Source organism: Pseudomonas sp. Pseusp21 (assembly GCF_059492145.1).
Map to the genome: position 1 here is coordinate 3,376,636 of NZ_CP168520.1, position 15,949 is coordinate 3,392,584.

15 protein-coding genes are annotated in these 15,949 nt (G+C 61.4%); 5 read left to right on the forward strand and 10 right to left on the reverse strand.

Annotation, left to right across the window (positions count from 1 at the left end; translation table 11 throughout):
• Positions 1-81: 81 nt before the first annotated feature.
• The 7 genes from ssuB to ACEN93_RS15440 form a co-directional block, all read right to left on the reverse strand.
• A complete protein-coding gene (gene ssuB / locus ACEN93_RS15410) occupies positions 82-888 on the reverse strand; it encodes an aliphatic sulfonates ABC transporter ATP-binding protein (RefSeq protein WP_039765381.1) in 807 nt (268 codons plus the stop codon).
• Positions 885-1,667 (reverse strand): aliphatic sulfonate ABC transporter permease SsuC, encoded by a 783-nt coding sequence (gene ssuC, locus ACEN93_RS15415; protein ID WP_134334162.1) that lies wholly within the window; start codon positions 1,665-1,667, stop codon positions 885-887. The genes ssuB and ssuC overlap by 4 nt, the downstream gene beginning before the upstream one ends.
• A 9-nt stretch (positions 1,668-1,676) precedes the next feature.
• Positions 1,677-2,825 carry an FMNH2-dependent alkanesulfonate monooxygenase gene (gene ssuD, locus ACEN93_RS15420; RefSeq protein ID WP_495610231.1) on the reverse strand — a complete coding sequence of 383 codons (1,149 nt, stop codon included), beginning with the start codon at positions 2,823-2,825 and terminating at the stop codon, positions 1,677-1,679.
• A gap of 25 nt (positions 2,826-2,850) precedes the next feature.
• A complete protein-coding gene (locus ACEN93_RS15425; RefSeq protein ID WP_007953529.1) occupies positions 2,851-3,831 on the reverse strand; it encodes a sulfonate ABC transporter substrate-binding protein in 981 nt (326 codons plus the stop codon).
• A gap of 89 nt (positions 3,832-3,920) precedes the next feature.
• Complete coding sequence (gene ssuE, locus ACEN93_RS15430) at positions 3,921-4,514, reverse strand: NADPH-dependent FMN reductase (protein WP_011336454.1); 594 nt, start codon at positions 4,512-4,514, stop codon at positions 3,921-3,923.
• Between the two features lie 245 nt (positions 4,515-4,759).
• Positions 4,760-5,398, reverse strand: coding sequence for a peroxiredoxin (locus ACEN93_RS15435; protein ID WP_011336455.1), 639 nt, complete (start codon positions 5,396-5,398; stop codon positions 4,760-4,762).
• A gap of 295 nt (positions 5,399-5,693) precedes the next feature.
• Positions 5,694-7,034, reverse strand: coding sequence for an OprD family porin (locus ACEN93_RS15440; protein ID WP_495610232.1), 1,341 nt, complete (start codon positions 7,032-7,034; stop codon positions 5,694-5,696).
• 365 nt (positions 7,035-7,399) lie between these two features.
• On the opposite strand from ACEN93_RS15440, the gene tauA reads away from it, so the two are divergent.
• Positions 7,400-8,389 carry a taurine ABC transporter substrate-binding protein gene (gene tauA, locus ACEN93_RS15445; RefSeq protein WP_039765377.1) on the forward strand — a complete coding sequence of 330 codons (990 nt, stop codon included), beginning with the start codon at positions 7,400-7,402 and terminating at the stop codon, positions 8,387-8,389.
• 82 nt (positions 8,390-8,471) lie between these two features.
• On the opposite strand, the gene argA is transcribed toward tauA, so the two are convergent.
• Both argA and argE read right to left on the reverse strand, forming a co-directional pair.
• A complete protein-coding gene (argA, locus tag ACEN93_RS15450) occupies positions 8,472-9,770 on the reverse strand; it encodes an amino-acid N-acetyltransferase (RefSeq protein WP_007951778.1) in 1,299 nt (432 codons plus the stop codon).
• Between the two features lie 135 nt (positions 9,771-9,905).
• Positions 9,906-11,054 carry an acetylornithine deacetylase gene (gene argE / locus ACEN93_RS15455; protein ID WP_495610233.1) on the reverse strand — a complete coding sequence of 383 codons (1,149 nt, stop codon included), beginning with the start codon at positions 11,052-11,054 and terminating at the stop codon, positions 9,906-9,908.
• Positions 11,055-11,210: 156 nt separating this feature from the next.
• On the opposite strand from argE, the gene ACEN93_RS15460 reads away from it, so the two are divergent.
• A complete protein-coding gene (locus ACEN93_RS15460) occupies positions 11,211-12,581 on the forward strand; it encodes a CYTH domain-containing protein (protein ID WP_236187539.1) in 1,371 nt (456 codons plus the stop codon).
• Between the two features lie 157 nt (positions 12,582-12,738).
• On the opposite strand, the gene ACEN93_RS15465 is transcribed toward ACEN93_RS15460, so the two are convergent.
• Positions 12,739-13,209, reverse strand: a complete 471-nt coding sequence (locus ACEN93_RS15465) for an Lrp/AsnC family transcriptional regulator (protein WP_007951785.1) — start codon at positions 13,207-13,209, stop codon at positions 12,739-12,741.
• Between the two features lie 126 nt (positions 13,210-13,335).
• On the opposite strand from ACEN93_RS15465, the gene ACEN93_RS15470 reads away from it, so the two are divergent.
• The 3 genes from ACEN93_RS15470 (at position 13,336) to ACEN93_RS15480 (ending at position 15,936) form a co-directional block, all read left to right on the forward strand.
• Positions 13,336-13,674, forward strand: a complete 339-nt coding sequence (locus ACEN93_RS15470) for an ACT-like domain-containing protein (protein ID WP_085667365.1) — start codon at positions 13,336-13,338, stop codon at positions 13,672-13,674.
• Between the two features lie 90 nt (positions 13,675-13,764).
• Complete coding sequence (gene tfpB, locus ACEN93_RS15475) at positions 13,765-15,549, forward strand: type IV pilus assembly ATPase TfpB (RefSeq protein ID WP_039765369.1); 1,785 nt, start codon at positions 13,765-13,767, stop codon at positions 15,547-15,549.
• A 69-nt stretch (positions 15,550-15,618) separates the two neighbouring features.
• Complete coding sequence (locus tag ACEN93_RS15480; RefSeq protein WP_007951791.1) at positions 15,619-15,936, forward strand: DUF2388 domain-containing protein; 318 nt, start codon at positions 15,619-15,621, stop codon at positions 15,934-15,936.
• Positions 15,937-15,949: the final 13 nt, after the last annotated feature.

The window sequence follows — 15,949 nt, forward strand, 5'->3', positions numbered from 1 at the left end:
GCCGCAAGTTGCGAGCTTCAAGCTGCAAGCAAAAGCACTGAGCTTCTACTTGCAGCTTGTAGCTTGCTGCTCGCAGCTGCTTCATTGCGCCCAACGCAGTTGCGTAGGCAAGGGTGAAACGGGTTCCGGCGCCGGCGGCTCGCCGGGCAGGGACAACACTCGGTTGAGCACTTCGGTTTCCAGCGCGGCCAGGCGATGGGAGCCACGCACCCGAGGGCGCGGCAGCTCCACTTGCAGGTCGAGGCCGACTTCGCCGTCCTCGATCAGAATCACCCGGTCGGCAATCGCCACCGCTTCGCTGACGTCGTGGGTCACCAGCAACACGGTGAACCCGTGCTGTTGCCAGAGACGCTCGATCAGTTGCTGCATCTCGATCCGGGTCAGCGCATCCAGTGCGCCCAGCGGCTCGTCGAGCAGCAACAGACGCGGTTGATGGATCAGCGCCCGGGCCAGCGCCACGCGCTGCTTCTGCCCACCGGACAATGCCGCCGGCCATTCATTGGCGCGATCGGCGAGGCCTACTGCATCCAGCGCCTGCAAGGCTTGCGGACGCCAGTCGCCCTTGAGACCGAGACCGACGTTGTCGATGATCTTTTTCCACGGCAGCAGCCGCGCTTCCTGGAACATCAACCGGGTGTCATCCCGCGCATCGCTGAGCGGTGCGGCACCGGCGAGCAGATCGCCGCCAGTGGGTTGATCGAGGCCGGCGAGCAAGCGCAGAAATGTGCTCTTGCCGCATCCGCTGCGCCCGACCACGGCGACAAACTGCCCTGCCGGAATGTGCAGATCGATGTCACGCAGTACCTGCCGCGAGCCGAAAGTCTTTTGCAGGTTGCGCACCGCCAGCGGAATCCCGCGCAGCAGGCGTGGAGGTTGTTGAGCGGTCATGCCGCACCTCCTTTCGCCACTTGATACGCCGGATGCCAGCGCAGCCACACACGTTCAAGTCCACGGGCCGCGAGGTCGGCCAGTTTGCCGAGCACCGCGTACAGCAGAATCGCCAGCACCACCACGTCGGTCTGCAGGAACTCGCGGGCGTTCATCGCCAGGTAACCGATGCCGGAGCTCGCGGAGATGGTTTCCGCCACGATCAGCGTCAGCCACATGAAGCCCAGGGCGAAGCGCACGCCGACCAGAATCGAAGGCAGCGCGCCCGGCAGAATCACCTGCCAGAACAGGCTGAAACCGGACAGGCCATAACTGCGCGCCATTTCCACCAGCGCCGGGTCGACGTTGCGGATGCCGTGATAGGTGTTGAGGTAGATCGGGAACAAGGTGCCCAATGCCACCAGGAAAATCTTCGCCGACTCATCGATGCCGAACCACAGGATCACCAGCGGAATCAGCGCCAGGTGCGGCACGTTGCGGATCATCTGCACCGAGCTGTCGAGCAGGCGTTCACCCCACTTCGACAGGCCGGTGATGAACCCCAGCACCAGGCCGATGCTGCCACCGATGGTGAAGCCCAGCGCGGCGCGCCAGCCGCTGATTGCCAGGTGCGTCCAGATTTCGCCGCTGCGTACCAGGCTCACGCCGGCTTCGATCACCGCCACCGGCGCCGGCAGAATCCGCGTCGACAGCCAACCGGCCGACACCGACACCTGCCACACCGCCAGCAACAACACCGGCAACGCCCAGGGCGCGAGGCTGTGGATAAATTTCTTCATGGCGGCGCCTCAGCTCTGGGACGCGGCTTTGGGAAGAATGTCGTTGGCCACCATCTCCCCGAACGGGCTGACGTAACCGGCGCTTTTCGGCAGTTCCGGGCGCTCGACGTCGAGGTGCGGGAACAGCAGTTCGGCCACCCGATACGACTCTTCGAGGTGTGGATAACCGGAGAAGATGAAGGTATCGATGCCCAGATCCGCGTATTCCTTCACCCGTGCAGCTACGGCCGGGCCGTCGCCGACCAACGCCGTCCCGGCACCCCCGCGCACCAGACCGACGCCGGCCCACAGGTTCGGGCTGACTTCGAGGTTGTCGCGGCTGCCACCGTGCAGCGCGGCCATGCGCTGCTGGCCGACCGAATCGAACCGCGCCAGCGAAGCCTGGGCACGTTTGATGGTGTCGTCGTCCAGGTGCGAGATCAGGCGATCTGCCGCTTGCCAGGCCTCGGCATTGGTTTCCCGCACGATCACATGCAGACGAATGCCGAAGCGCACGGTGCGGCCGAGCTTGGCGGCTTTGGCGCGAACCTGCTCGATTTTCTCGGCAACGGCGGCGGGCGGCTCGCACCAGGTCAGGACCATTTCCACTTGTTCGGCGGCCAGATCCTGCGCGGCTTCCGAAGAACCACCGAAGTACAGCGGCGGACGCGGTTGCTGGATCGGCGGATAGAGCAATTTGGCGCCCTTCACGCTGATGTGCTCGCCGTCGTAATCCACGGTTTCGCCTTCCAGCACACGACGCCAGATCCGGGTAAATTCCACCGAGGCCTGATAGCGCGCTTCGTGATCAAGGAACAGACCGTCGCCGGCCAACTCTTCCGGATCGCCACCGGTCACCAGGTTGAACAGCGCACGACCGCCGGACAACCGATCCAGCGTTGCTGCCTGACGCGCTGCCACCGTCGGGGAAATGATCCCGGGGCGCAGGGCGACAAGGAACTTCAGACGCTGGGTCACCGGGATCAGCGAGGCCGCCACCAGCCACGAGTCTTCGCAGGAACGGCCGGTGGGAATCAGCACGCCGCCGAAACCCAGGCGATCCGCCGCTTGCGCGACCTGTTGCAGATAGCCGTGATCGACGGCGCGGGCGCCTTCGGCGGTGCCAAGGTAATGGCCGTCGCCGTGGGTAGGCAGGAACCAGAAGATGTTGAGGCTCATGGAGTGGTCTCCTTGGGGATTCGATTTACTGGGCTTGGGTGACCGAGCTTTGGGCCACTGCGGCCGGCGGGGTCCAGATCACGTCCTTGATGCTCAACGGCTTGGGAATCAGCTTGAGCTGGTAGAAGGTGTCAGCGATTTTCTGTTGCGCGGCGACCACTTCCGGGGTCAGGAACAACGCGCCGTAGCCTTGGCGCTTCACCGAGGTCAGGGTGATGTCTGCCGGCAGGCCAAGCAGCGGCGATACCTGTTGAGTCACGTCTTCCGGGTTGGCCTTGGACCACTCACCGACGGCGCGCACTTCTTCCACGAGGGTCTTGATCACCTCGGGATTTTTCTGTGCGTAGGGTTTGGTCGCCAGGTAGAACTGGTGGTTGTCGACGATGCCTTTACCGTCACGCAGGGTGTGCGCTTGCAGTTGCTTCTCGGCGGCGGCCTGGTACGGGTCCCAGATGACCCAGGCGTCGACGCTGCCACGCTCGAACGCGGCGCGGGCATCGGCCGGCGGCAGGAATACGGTTTGAATGTCGGTGTACTTCAGGCCGGCATCTTCCAGCGCACGCACCAGCAGGTAGTGGACGTTGGAGCCTTTGTTCAGCGCGACTTTCTTGCCCTTGAGATCCGCCACCGATTTGATCGGCGAATCTTTCGGCACCAGGATCGCTTCGCTGTTCGGCGCTGGCGGCTCGTAGGCCACGTAGAGCAGATCGGCACCGGCCGCCTGGGCAAAGACCGGCGGGGTTTCGCCGGTGACGCCGAAGTCGATCGAGCCGACGTTCAGGCCTTCGAGCAGTTGCGGGCCGCCGGGGAATTCAGTCCATTGCACGTCGACGCCTTGGGCGGCGAGACGTTTTTCCAGGGTGCCCTTGGCTTTGAGCAGCACCAGCGTGCCGTATTTCTGATAACCGATTCGTAGCGTCTCGGCCTGAGCTTGAGTGATGGCGCCGAAGGACACAGCCGCAGCAAACAGAGCGACCAGACCACGACGCAAAAATACAGTGCGCATAGCGCTCTCCTTTTTGCTGTTGGGTTTTGGCTGCACCTGCTTGGCCGTTGGCGGCTGAGTAAGGTGAGTACTTCAAGTTTCGGTGTGGCTCAAATGCTCCAGCGAGCACTCAACAAACGTTCGTTCAGCAGCCCCGGCTCCAGCGGCTTCGGCCGGCGGGCCATGGCGCTGACAAACTGGTCCAGCGCTTCATGCAACCGCTGCTCCAGAGCCGGAGCCAACTGGGCCTGGGCACTGCCTTCGCCGTAGGCGATCTGGCTGTCCTCGGCAAAAATCCCTTGCAGCATTTCCTGGGCCTTCAACGCCGACAGCACAGGCTTGAGGGCGTAATCCACCACCAGCATGTGAGCGATGCTGCCGCCGGTAGCCATCGGCAAAACAATCTTGTGGTTCAGCGCACGCTCGGGCAGCAGATCCAGCACGGTCTTCAGGGCACCGGAAAACGACGCCTTGTACACCGGCGTGGCGATCAGCAGGCCATCGGCGTTTTCAATCTGTTGCAGCAAGTCGAGCACCTTCGGGCTGTCGAAGCGGGCGTGGAGCAGATCTTCGGCCGGGAAGTCCCGCACCTGATAACTCACCACTTCCACCCCTTGCTGCTGCAACCAGCGTTGCGAGCGTTCCAGCAACACCCCGGAGCGGGAACGTTGACTGGGACTGCCACCGAGTGAGACGACCAGCATTCAGAAAATTCCTTGCGCGTTACAGGCGATTCGCGGGTTGCGATCTCGCTTCGATGTGAGTGACCTTACCAGCTGATTTATATATCCATAAATCATATTTATTCATTTGGTTATTCCTTATGGAGATATGCATTTCACTTTCCTGCGGACAAAAAAACAGGCCGTGAAAACGGCCTGAAACCCTGCATCGTGGTTCCTAGTGACTGATCGTTCCCACGCTCCGCGTGGGAACGATCCGAGATAGGTTATTTGTTCGGCTGTGGGGTGAGGCGCAGGTACGGTTTCACCGCGCGGTAGCCTTTCGGAAAGCGTTGCTTGATTTCGTCTTCGTCCTTGAGCGACGGCACGATCACCACTTCTTCACCGTCCTGCCAGTTGGCCGGGGTGGCTACCTTGTAGTTGTCGGTGAGCTGCAGCGAATCGATCACCCGCAGGATCTCGTGGAAGTTGCGCCCGGTGCTCGCCGGGTAGGTGATGGTCAGGCGGATCTTCTTGTTCGGATCGATCACGAACAGCGAACGCACGGTCAGGGTGTCGTTGGCGTTCGGGTGGATCAGATCGTACAGATCGGACACCTTGCGATCGGCATCGGCCAGGATCGGGAAGTTGACGATGGTGTTCTGGGTTTCGTTGATGTCCTCGATCCACTTGTGGTGCGAATCCACCGGGTCGACCGACAGTGCAATGGCCTTCACGCCGCGTTTGGTGAACTCGTCCTTGAGTTTGGCGGTGAAGCCCAGCTCGGTGGTGCACACCGGGGTGAAGTCTGCCGGGTGGGAAAACAGCACGCCCCAGCTATCGCCCAGCCATTCGTGGAAACGAATCTTGCCGGCGCTGGAATCCTGTTCGAAATCGGGGGCGATATCGCCAAGTCTGAGGCTCATGGTGCGGCTCCTGATGAGTGGTTGGAGACCTCAACTGTAGCTTGTGATTCGTTCTTCTGAAAAAGAATAAATAACTAGATATCTATATCTTTATTGAATATTAAACATCTGTTCACTGGACGCCCCGCAGCATCGCGACGAACATCGCCCTCAAGGTTCGAGAAGGCCTTGAGTTGCTGTAAAGAGGGGAACATCGGGAAAGGCTTACGCGGGTGAGCCGGACCCGAAAACGCAAAAGCCCCGTCCGGCGCGATGCCGGACGGGGCTTTTTTTCGTCAGTTACCTGAGCGCGCTATTACAGCAGCGGGATCGAGTAGCTGACGATCAGGCGGTTTTCATCCTGGTCGCGCTGACCTGGAATGTCGTTGCGCCATACAGCGTTTTTCCACATGAAGCCGACGTTTTTCAGCGGGCCTTCAGGTACGACGTAACCGATGGTCAGGTCGCGTTCCCATTCGGTCTTGTCGCCAGTGGCGTTGTCGATGTTATCGCCACGCAGGTAAACGACACCGGCGGTCAGGCCAGGCACGCCCACTTTAGCGAAGTCGTACGAGTAGCGACCCTGCCAGGTGCGTTCGCCGGCACGGCCGAACTTCTGGATCTGCATGTCGGTGATGGTGTAGTTGGACGAACCGTCACCCTGGTTCAGCCAAGGGAAGTCGCTGTCACCGTTGCTGACCTGGTAACCGCCACCGAAGGTGTGACCTTCGACGGTGTACAGGAACAGACCGCTGTACAGGTTGTTGTCGACTTTACCTTTGGTGACTGTGCCGCCGTAGTAACCGTTGGTGAAGTAAGTGCTGTCATGACCGTTGGCACCGTCGCTACGGCTGTTGAAGTAGCGCAGATCCGACTTCAATACGCCCGGGCCGATTGCCCAGTTGTGTACCAGACCCAGGAAGTGTTGCTTGTAGAAATCTTCCAGGTTGCCGTAGTAGTACTGGGCAGTCAGGTCTTTGGTGATTTTGTAGTCGCCACCGGCATAGATGAACTTGTTGCTGTTGGAAATGCGTGGGTTCACGCCACCAATGGCCAGGTTCTCGTTGTTGCTGGAGTTACGACCTTTGACTTCCTCGATCTGACCAGCGACCAGAGACAGGTCCTTGATCTCGGCGGAAGTGATCTGGCCACCCTGCCAGGTTTGTGGCAGCAGACGACCGTCGTTGGTCACGATCACCGGGTTCTTCGGCTGCAGAGTACCCAGCTTCAGTTCGGTCTGGGAGATCTTGGCCTTGGCGGTAAGGCCCAGGCTCGAGAAGTTATCAACAGCTTCGCCGTTGGACTTGCTCGGGAACACAGTGCCGCCGTAGGAAGACGAGGTTGCACCGTTGGTGCCGCCGCCCGAATCCAGACGCACGCCCAGCAGGCCGATGGCGTCGATACCGAAGCCTACAGTGCCTTGGGTGTAACCGGAGATGAAGCGCAGATCGAAGCCTTGGCCCCATTCTTCCTGCTTGCTTTGAACGCCTGCACGCTTGTTGGCAGGGGTGTTGGCAGCGCTGTCACGGTTGTCTGTGTTGATGTAGAAGTTACGCAGACCCAGAGTGGCCTTGCTGTCTTCGATGAAACCGGCGGCGCCTGCCTGCTGCGCCAAAACCCCTACGGCCACGGCCAGGGCCAAGGTGGACTTGTTCATGTTTCGCTCCTCTCGTTTCTAATTCTTGTGTTCCTGGTCCGGGGTCTGATGCCCCTGGATCCTAAGATGCGCGATTAGCGCCAGACCGTGACTGACAAGTCAATCGTAACCTTGTATGTCTACGACCAAGGTCTAATCGCAGTGATTTGGTCCCTGCAGGGTAAAGACTTCCTGATAAACCCAAAAAGAATTTATTCATTCTTTTTCATACCATTCGGCTATATGGCCAGCCAATTGCCATCTGCACCGGGATACAGCGTATCGGCGACTAAGCTCATTACTAAATGGTATTCGTTAGCCTTTTTTTAGATCGATTAGCTTTGACGCAACCCCGATTCGTCAAACCCTATCGAAAAGGCGACGCCATGATGGCCAAACGCGCACTATCTAGTCAATTTGTTACAGTTTGTGTGTCGGCGCTGATTTCTTTTTCAGCCCATGCCGCCAACCTCACCGTGGGCTACCAGACCGGTATCGACCCAAGCAAAGTCCCCCAGGCCGACGGCGTGTACGAGAAGGCCATCGGCGAGAAAATCGACTGGCGTCGGTTCAACAGCGGCCCGGAAGTTGTGACAGCCATCGCCTCCGGCGATGTGCAGATCGGCAACCTCGGCTCGAGCCCGCTGGCGGCCGCCGCTTCGCGCAATCTGCCAATCGTGGCCTTTATCGTCTCGGCGCAGATCAATGCCGCCGAAGCGCTGGTGGTGCGCAACGGCAGCGGTATCAACAAGCCCGAAGACCTGATCGGCAAGACCATCGCCACCCCGTTCGTTTCCACCTCCCACTACAGCCTGCTCGGCGCGCTCAAGCACTGGGGCCTGGACACTTCGAAAGTCAAAGTGGTGAACCTGCAACCCGCAGAAATCGCGGCCGCCTGGAAACGTGGCGACATCGACGGCGCCTTTGTCTGGTCGCCGGCGCTGGGTGAAATCCGCAAAACCGGCAAGACCCTGACCGATGCCGCGCAGGTCGGCCAGTGGGGCGCGCCGACCTTTGAAGTCTGGGTAGCGCGCAAGGACTTTGCCGAGAAGCATCCTGAAGCCGTGGCCAAATTCGCCAAGGTGACTCTGGACTCGTTCGCTGATTACGCCGCCCATAAAGACAGCTGGACAGCCGATTCCGTACCTGTACAGAAAATCGCCAAACTGACCGGTGCCAATCCTGCCGACGTTCCGGAATTGCTCGCGGGCTCGGCGTTCCCGGACGCCAAGGCGCAACAGACCACGGCGCTGCTGGACGGCGGCACGGCGAAGGCGATTGGTGAGACGGCGAAGTTTTTGAAGGAGCAGGGCAAGGTCGAAAGCGTTTTGCCTGACTACTCGCCGTATGTCAGTGCGAAGTTTGTAGCCGAATAAACGCTATCGCGAGCAGGCTCGCTCCCCCACAGGCTCGGTGAACCTTTGTGGGAGCGAGCCTGCTCGCGATGAGGGCGTCACATCACAGAGACTTCTCGAAGATCTTCGAATTGCGCTGATAGTTATAAAGAGAAGCCCGAGCCGCCGGCAGACGTTCGACGCTGCTTGGTTCGAAGCCACGCTCGCGGAACCAGTGGGCGGTGCGGGTGGTGAGAACGAACAGGGTTTTCAGGCCTTGCGCCCGGGCACGGGTCTCGATGCGCTCGAGCAGTTCGTCGCCGCGACCGCCATGGCGATACTCAGGATTCACCGCCAGGCACGCCAGCTCGCCGGCATCCGAATCGGCAATCTGATACAGCGCCGCACAGGCGATGATCATCCCTTCACGCTCGACCACGCTGAACTGCTCGATCTCGCGCTCCAGCACTTCGCGCGAGCGACGCACCAGAATCCCCTGCTCTTCCAGCGGGCTGATCAGATCGAGCAAGCCGCCGACGTCTTCAATCGCCGCCTCGCGTACCAGTTCGAATTGCTCCTGGGCCACCAGCGTACCGCCACCGTCACGGGTGAACAGTTCGGTCAGCAGCGCGCCGTCCTCGGCATAACTGACGATATGGCTGCGCGCCACGCCGCCACGACAGGCTTCGGCGGCGGCATCCAGCAGTTCCGCCTGATAGTTGCTGCCCAGACGCTGCAAATGCGCCGGCACCTGTTGCGGACGCAGCTCACGCACCAGTTTGCCGTTTTCATCGATCAGACCGAGGTCGGCACCGAACAGCAGCAGCTTGTCGGCGCCCAGATCGATGGCGGCACGGGTCGCCACGTCTTCGCAGGCCAGGTTGAAGATCTCACCGGTCGGCGAATAGCCCAGCGGCGAGAGCAATACGATGGAGCGCTCGTCGAGCAGGCGGTTGATGCCTTTGCGGTCGACCCGGCGCACTTCGCCGGTGTGGTGATAATCGACACCTTCCAGCACGCCGATCGGCCGCGCCGTCACGAGGTTGCCGCTGGCCACCCGCAGGCGCGAGCCCTGCATCGGCGAGGAGGCCATGTCCATCGACAGACGCGCTTCGATGGCGATGCGCAGTTGGCCGACCGCGTCGATCACGCACTCCAGCGTCGCGGCATCGGTGATGCGCATGCCGTGGTGGTAATGCGGGGTCAGGCCGCGTGCGGCAAGGCGGGTTTCGATCTGCGGGCGGGAACCATGCACCAGCACCAGCCGCACGCCGAGGCTGTGCAGCAGCACGATGTCATGGACGATGTTGCCGAAATTCGGATGCTCCACGCCGTCGCCCGGAAGCATGACGACGAAGGTGCAATCGCGGTGAGCATTGATATAGGGAGACGCGTGGCGAAGCCAATTGACGTATTCGGGCATGAACCTGGGCCTGTAATAAATAGCAGCCGGAAAAAGGGCAGAACGGAAAACGCACAGCGGGCTGATGGTTATCGTCGGAACAGGCTTGGCGACACGCGCGCTCTCCTCATGAATACGGGTGGGTGTTTGGGCAATTTATACAGCTTTGAGACAGTAATGTTCGATCAACTGCCGCAATAGATGCACGGTAGGCTGCAAACGTGACATTTCGAGGTACTCGCCCGGTTGGTGCGCACAGCCGATGTCGCCGGGGCCGAGCACGATGGTTTCGCAGCCAAGGCGCTGAAGATAAGGCGCTTCGGTGCCGAACGCTACCGCTTCGGCCTTGTGGCCGGTGAGTTTTTCGGCAATTCGCACCAGTTCCGCGTCTTCGGCCTGTTCGAACGGCGGCACTTCGGGAAACAGCGGCGCGTAATCGATCTTCACTTTATGCCGCTCGGCAACCGGGTTGAGCTTGCGCAGGATCTCGCTGCGCAAGACTTTCGGGTCCATCCCCGGCAACGGCCGCAGGTCGAACTCCAGCGAACACTGGCCGCAGATGCGGTTCGGGTTGTCGCCACCGTGAATACAGCCGAAGTTCATGGTCGGCTGCGGCACGCTGAACTGCGGGTTGTTGAATTCGCGCTGCCACAGCAGGCGCAGGCCGCGCAGCTCGCCGATGGCGTCGTGCATCGCTTCGAGGGCGCTGTGCCCCAGCCGCGGATCCGACGAATGGCCGCTCTGCCCGAGGATATCGATGCGCTCCATCATGATGCCCTTGTGCATGCGGATCGGCTTGAGCCCGGTCGGCTCGCCGATCACTGCCGCCCGGCCCAGCGGTCGCCCCGCTTCGGCCAGCGCACGGGCACCGGACATCGAGCTTTCTTCATCGCAGGTAGCGAGGATCAGCAGCGGCTGCTTGAACGATTGATCGAGCAGCGGTTGCACGGCTTCGATGATCAGGGCGAAGAAGCCCTTCATGTCGCAACTGCCGAGGCCGACCCAGCGGCCGTCGACTTCGGTGAGTTTCAGCGGGTCGGTTTTCCACAGCGCATCGTCGTACGGCACCGTGTCGCTGTGTCCGGCCAGCACCAGCCCGCCGGGGCCGCTGCCGAAACTGGCGAGCAGATTGAATTTGCCGGGGTTGACCTGCTGGATGTCGCAGCTGAAACCCAGGTCGCCGAGCCAGCCCGCGAGCAGATCGATCACCGCCCGGTTGGACTGGTCGAGGCCCGGCTGGGTGCAACTGACCGACGGCGCGGCGATCAGTGCAGCGAACTGGTCTTGCATGGACGGCAAAGGCATCGCTGACTCCAACTCCCGGATTGAGGTTCATCATAGAACCATCCGGCGCCGAGAATAAACCGCCGCAAAGCGTAGGAAGGTTCAGTCCTGTACACTGCACGGCCTTGGCAGCCACACATTCCCCCGGCTGCGCTCCCGATCCTGGATTTTCCGGCCATGCAGAAAGAAACCGAAATCAAACTCCGCGTCAGCCGCGAAACCCTCGCCGCCCTGCGCGAGCACCCTCTCCTGAAAAAACGCAACAAAAGTGGCTGGGAACGCCGTGAGTTGATGAATCAGTACTTCGACACGCCTGAGCGTGACCTGGCCCGGGCCAAGGTTGCCCTGCGCCTGCGCAAGGACGGCGAAGACGTGATTCAGACCCTCAAGACCCGTGGCCAGAGCGTTGCTGGTCTGTCCGAGCGTAACGAGTACGACTGGAACCTGCCCAAAGCCAAGCTCGACGTGAAAAAACTCGACGGTGAATGCTGGCCCGAGTCCCTCGCCGAGCTGGACAAGAAAACCCTGAAGCCGATCTTCACCACCGATTTCGTCCGCGAACGCGCCGAAATCGCCTGGGGCCGTGGCAAGACCAAAGTGGTCATCGAAGCCGCGCTGGACCTGGGCCACGTGGTAGTCGGCAAACAGAAAGAAGAAATCTGCGAGCTGGAACTGGAGCTGCGCGAAGGCGAGCCTGCCGCGCTGCTGGAACTGGCCGCCGAGCTGGCCGAAACCCTGGCCCTGATGCCGTGCGACATCAGCAAGGCCGAGCGCGGCTATCGCCTGTACGACGCCAACAGCTATTCGCTGAGCCTGCCGGCGCCGGCCATTACCGCCGAAACCCCGCTGGACGACGCTTTCGCCGCCCTGGCCTGGCACCTGCTCGGCAGCAGCCAGCGTCTGGCCGAACAGTATCGCTTCAACGGCCACTGGCGCCTGCTGCAGGACTGGGTCGAGAACCTCGCGGAAATGCGCGCCCTGCTCAGCAGCCTCGGCCAGGCCGCACCGCGTCCGTCGACCCACGACTTGCGCGTTGCCCTCGATGCCCTGCTGGAAGACTGGCGCCCGCTGGTACAAGTCGGCATCGAAGACGAAGACGTGCGCAAAGCCGCGCCGGAGCAGTTCCTCGAAGAGCTGGAAGACCCGCGCTGGGGCCTGTTCTCGCTGAACGCTTCGCGCTGGTTGCTGGCCCGTACCTGGACTGCTGACCGCAACACCCGTGGCAATCGTCAGGGTGCCGCGCAGTTGCAAAGCTGGCTGCCGCGCCTGCTGGGCGAAGAAGCCACTTCGCTGCAACTGCAGCGTTATCAGCAGCAGCCGGAAGATCTGGCCGAGCAATTGCCGCGCATCGAACGCATCCAGGTCTGGCTGCACCACGCGCGCAACGTGCTGGAGATCCCGGAAATGGATCGCCTGTACGGCGAGCTGAACAAACTCGCGCAACTGGCCAACGAACCGACCATCACCGACGAACTGCTCGATGCACGCAAGCATCAGGCGATTGCGGTTTACCAGAACCGTGCCTGGAAAATGCTGCTGCGCATGTAACACCGCCATTGCCAGCAGACTGTGATCGTTCCCACGTCGAGGCGTCGAACCGTCTGCGTGGGAATGCAGCCCGGGACGCTCCGCGTCCCAAAGCGGACGCAGAGCGTCCATTGAGGCATTCCCACGCGGAGCGTGGGAACGATCATCCCCCGCGTGATCAGCGCAGTACCGGCAAACTCGTCGTCGACTTGATCTCCGACAACGCCACAATCGAGTTCACTTCCTGAATCCCCGGCACCAGCGACAGCTTCTCGAAAAAGAACCGCTCATACGCCTCGATGTCCGCCGCGACAATCCGCAACAGAAAATCCACCGCCCCCATCAGCACGTAACACTCCAGCACTTCGGGAAAGCCGCGAATCGCCTCGGTGAACTCAGTGAAGTTCGAACGGCCGTGGGCGTTGAGTTTGATCTCGGCGAAAATCTGCGTGTTCAGGCCGATTTTCTTGCGATCGAGCAAGGTCACCTGGCCGCGAATGATCCCCTCCTCCTTCATCCGCTGAATCCGCCGCCAGCACGGCGACTGCGAAAGGCCCACCTGTTCGGCGATCTGTGCGCTGGACAAGGAAGCGTCCTCTTGCAGCAGGGCGAGAATGCGCCGGTCGTAGCTGTCCAGCTCGCTGTGCATAAATAATCCTCAAATTCAACCAAACCTGAATTGATCTACCCGATCAATAACGTAATCGGCTCATCTTAGATAAGAAATGCCCGGCATCGAATGTAAAAATTCCTCCACTGATTTCGGAGACCTGCCATGCCACACCTCGAAGCCGTCAACACCCCTGCGCCCCGTGCCGATGTGTGGAACGCCAGCAACGCCCACTGCCTTGCGCAATACCAGATCCTGGCCGAGGCCGAGCCGGATTTGCTGGTGCGGGTGCTGAACCTGTTCGCCTTGCAGTGCCTCACCCCGGAACAGCTCAATGTCCAGCGGCTGGACGACTTGCTGTCGATCGACATCGTCATGGGTGGCCTGAGCTGGCACCGCGCCCAGGTGATCGCGGAAAAACTTCGTAACCTGATCAGCGTCTGCTCGGTGGACCTGCAAAACCCCGAAGCGGCGTGGGATGCGCCAGCACAGGCGGCCGGCTGACAAGAACCGAAACGTCTTCGTCGGGTAGTGGCCCAACGGTCGGCGGGGCCACGACTATCCTTTGCGCACTGTCGTTCAAAAGGAGCCCGCATGTCCGTTCAACTCGCCACTCAGGACCGCTGGCTGGATCTCAATGAGGTACTGCGTGAACTGGTCGCCCAGGGTTTCATCAGCCAGGACTCGGCCGAGCAGGCGCTGAATGCCCGGCGCCGGCATGCCGCCCACGGCCAGAAGCACCCGCTGGAATTCATCGCCAGCCAGCAACTGGACGACCTCAGCCGTCCGGGCAAACACCTCGACCTGGAAAGCCTGACCCTGTGGCTGGCGCAGCAGGCCGGCCAGCCGTACCTGCGAATCGATCCGCTGAAGATCAACGTCGCCGCCATCACGCCGCTGATGTCCTATGCCTTTGCGCAGCGCCACAAGATCCTCGCGGTGTCGGTCGACCGCGACGCGGTGACCGTGGCCAGCGCCCAGCCCTATGTCAGCGGCTGGGAGGCGGATCTGACTCACGTCCTCAAATTGCCGATCAAGCGAGTGGTGGCCAACCCGGCGGACATTCAGCGTTTCAGCGTCGAGTTCTTCCGCCTCGCCAAATCGGTCAGCGGCGCCAGCAATGCCGATGCGCAGGGCGGCAACCTCGGCAACTTCGAGCAACTGCTCAACCTCGGCGCCAGCGATCAGGAGCCGGACGCCAACGATGCGCACATCGTCAACATCGTCGACTGGCTGTTCCAGTACGCCTTCCAGCAACGGGCCAGCGATATCCACATCGAACCCCGGCGCGAACAAGGCACGGTGCGTTTTCGCATCGACGGCGTGCTGCACAACGTCTATCAATTTCCGCCGCAGGTGACGATGGCCATCGTCAGCCGCCTGAAAAGCCTTGGCCGGATGAACGTCGCCGAGAAACGCAAACCCCAGGACGGCCGGGTCAAGACCAAGACTCCGGACGGCGGTGAAGTCGAGTTGCGGCTGTCGACCCTGCCCACCGCGTTCGGCGAAAAAATGGTCATGCGAATCTTCGACCCGGAGGTGCTGCTCAAGGATTTCGATCAACTTGGCTTTTCCGCCGACGACCTGCGCCGCTGGCAGGACATGACCCGCCAGCCCAACGGCATCATCCTGGTCACCGGCCCGACCGGTTCCGGCAAGACCACCACGCTGTACACCACGCTGAAAAAACTGGCGACCCCGGAGGTCAACCTCTGCACCATCGAAGACCCGATCGAGATGGTCGAGCCGGCCTTCAACCAGATGCAGGTCCAGCACAACATCGACCTGACCTTCGCCGCCGGTGTGCGCGCGCTGATGCGACAAGACCCGGACATCATCATGATCGGCGAGATCCGCGACCTGGAAACCGCCGAAATGGCGATCCAGGCGGCGCTGACCGGGCACTTGGTGCTCTCGACCCTGCACACCAACGACGCGCCGAGCGCCATCAGCCGTCTGCTGGAACTCGGCGTGCCGCATTACCTGATCAAGGCCACCGTGCTCGGTGTGATGGCGCAACGACTGGTGCGAACCCTGTGCCCGCACTGCAAGGCGCCGCTGACTCTTGATGAAGAAGACTGGCAAACCCTGACCCGGCCGTGGCAGGCGCCGCTGCCGGGCAATGCGCAACGGGCCATCGGTTGCCTGGAGTGTCGCGACACCGGTTATCACGGGCGCGCCGGGGTCTACGAAATCATGCAACTGAGCGACAGCCTCAAGGCCTTGATCAGCCCCGACACCGATCTCACCGCGATCCGTCGGCAGGCGTTCAAGGAAGGCATGCGCAGCCTGCGATTGTCCGGCGCGCAGAAAGTCGCGGCGGGGCTGACAACTCTTGAAGAAGTATTGCGGGTGACACCACAGAGCGAGCAGAAATAGCCGCTCACGGAACCGGATCGGGGAAACGGCGATCCAAGCGGTTATTCAACACCAGTGGAGTCACCCAACATGCGTCTCAAACTTGCTGTCGCCACCCTCGCCTTGCTGTCCCTCCCTGTTGGTTCAGCGATGGCCGACAGCTTTTGGCGTAACGTCATTTCGTCCGGTGCCACCACCGGCTCGACCTACCTGACCTTCAAGGATCACAAACTGATCGTTGCCGCCCAGGACGACGCGGGCAGCTTCGTCGCCAGCGACGGCGGTATCCGTGGCCCGTACCTGGAAGCGGCGATGCAGAAAGTCCGCGCCGACAACCCGGGCCTGCAGGCCACCGATATGGAACTGGCGAACGCGATCCTGGCGAAGAATGCCGTGGCGTCGGAATAAGAGGCTCAAAAAA

What these genes read in the sequence shown, in the direction of transcription:
- ACEN93_RS15470 (WP_085667365.1), top strand. Translation starts at nt 13,336, where the DNA reads ATGCCACACCTCGAAGCCGTCAACACCCCTGCGCCCCGTGCCGATGTG.
- ssuB (WP_039765381.1), bottom strand. Translation starts at nt 888, where the DNA reads ATGACCGCTCAACAACCTCCACGCCTGCTGCGCGGGATTCCGCTGGCG.
- tauA (WP_039765377.1), top strand. Translation starts at nt 7,400, where the DNA reads ATGATGGCCAAACGCGCACTATCTAGTCAATTTGTTACAGTTTGTGTG.
- ACEN93_RS15440 (WP_495610232.1), bottom strand. Translation starts at nt 7,034, where the DNA reads ATGAACAAGTCCACCTTGGCCCTGGCCGTGGCCGTAGGGGTTTTGGCG.
- ACEN93_RS15460 (WP_236187539.1), top strand. Translation starts at nt 11,211, where the DNA reads ATGCAGAAAGAAACCGAAATCAAACTCCGCGTCAGCCGCGAAACCCTC.
- ACEN93_RS15465 (WP_007951785.1), bottom strand. Translation starts at nt 13,209, where the DNA reads ATGCACAGCGAGCTGGACAGCTACGACCGGCGCATTCTCGCCCTGCTG.
- ACEN93_RS15480 (WP_007951791.1), top strand. Translation starts at nt 15,619, where the DNA reads ATGCGTCTCAAACTTGCTGTCGCCACCCTCGCCTTGCTGTCCCTCCCT.
- argE (WP_495610233.1), bottom strand. Translation starts at nt 11,054, where the DNA reads ATGCCTTTGCCGTCCATGCAAGACCAGTTCGCTGCACTGATCGCCGCG.
- ACEN93_RS15425 (WP_007953529.1), bottom strand. Translation starts at nt 3,831, where the DNA reads ATGCGCACTGTATTTTTGCGTCGTGGTCTGGTCGCTCTGTTTGCTGCG.
- ssuC (WP_134334162.1), bottom strand. Translation starts at nt 1,667, where the DNA reads ATGAAGAAATTTATCCACAGCCTCGCGCCCTGGGCGTTGCCGGTGTTG.
- tfpB (WP_039765369.1), top strand. Translation starts at nt 13,765, where the DNA reads ATGTCCGTTCAACTCGCCACTCAGGACCGCTGGCTGGATCTCAATGAG.
- ACEN93_RS15435 (WP_011336455.1), bottom strand. Translation starts at nt 5,398, where the DNA reads ATGAGCCTCAGACTTGGCGATATCGCCCCCGATTTCGAACAGGATTCC.
- ssuD (WP_495610231.1), bottom strand. Translation starts at nt 2,825, where the DNA reads ATGAGCCTCAACATCTTCTGGTTCCTGCCTACCCACGGCGACGGCCAT.
- argA (WP_007951778.1), bottom strand. Translation starts at nt 9,770, where the DNA reads ATGCCCGAATACGTCAATTGGCTTCGCCACGCGTCTCCCTATATCAAT.
- ssuE (WP_011336454.1), bottom strand. Translation starts at nt 4,514, where the DNA reads ATGCTGGTCGTCTCACTCGGTGGCAGTCCCAGTCAACGTTCCCGCTCC.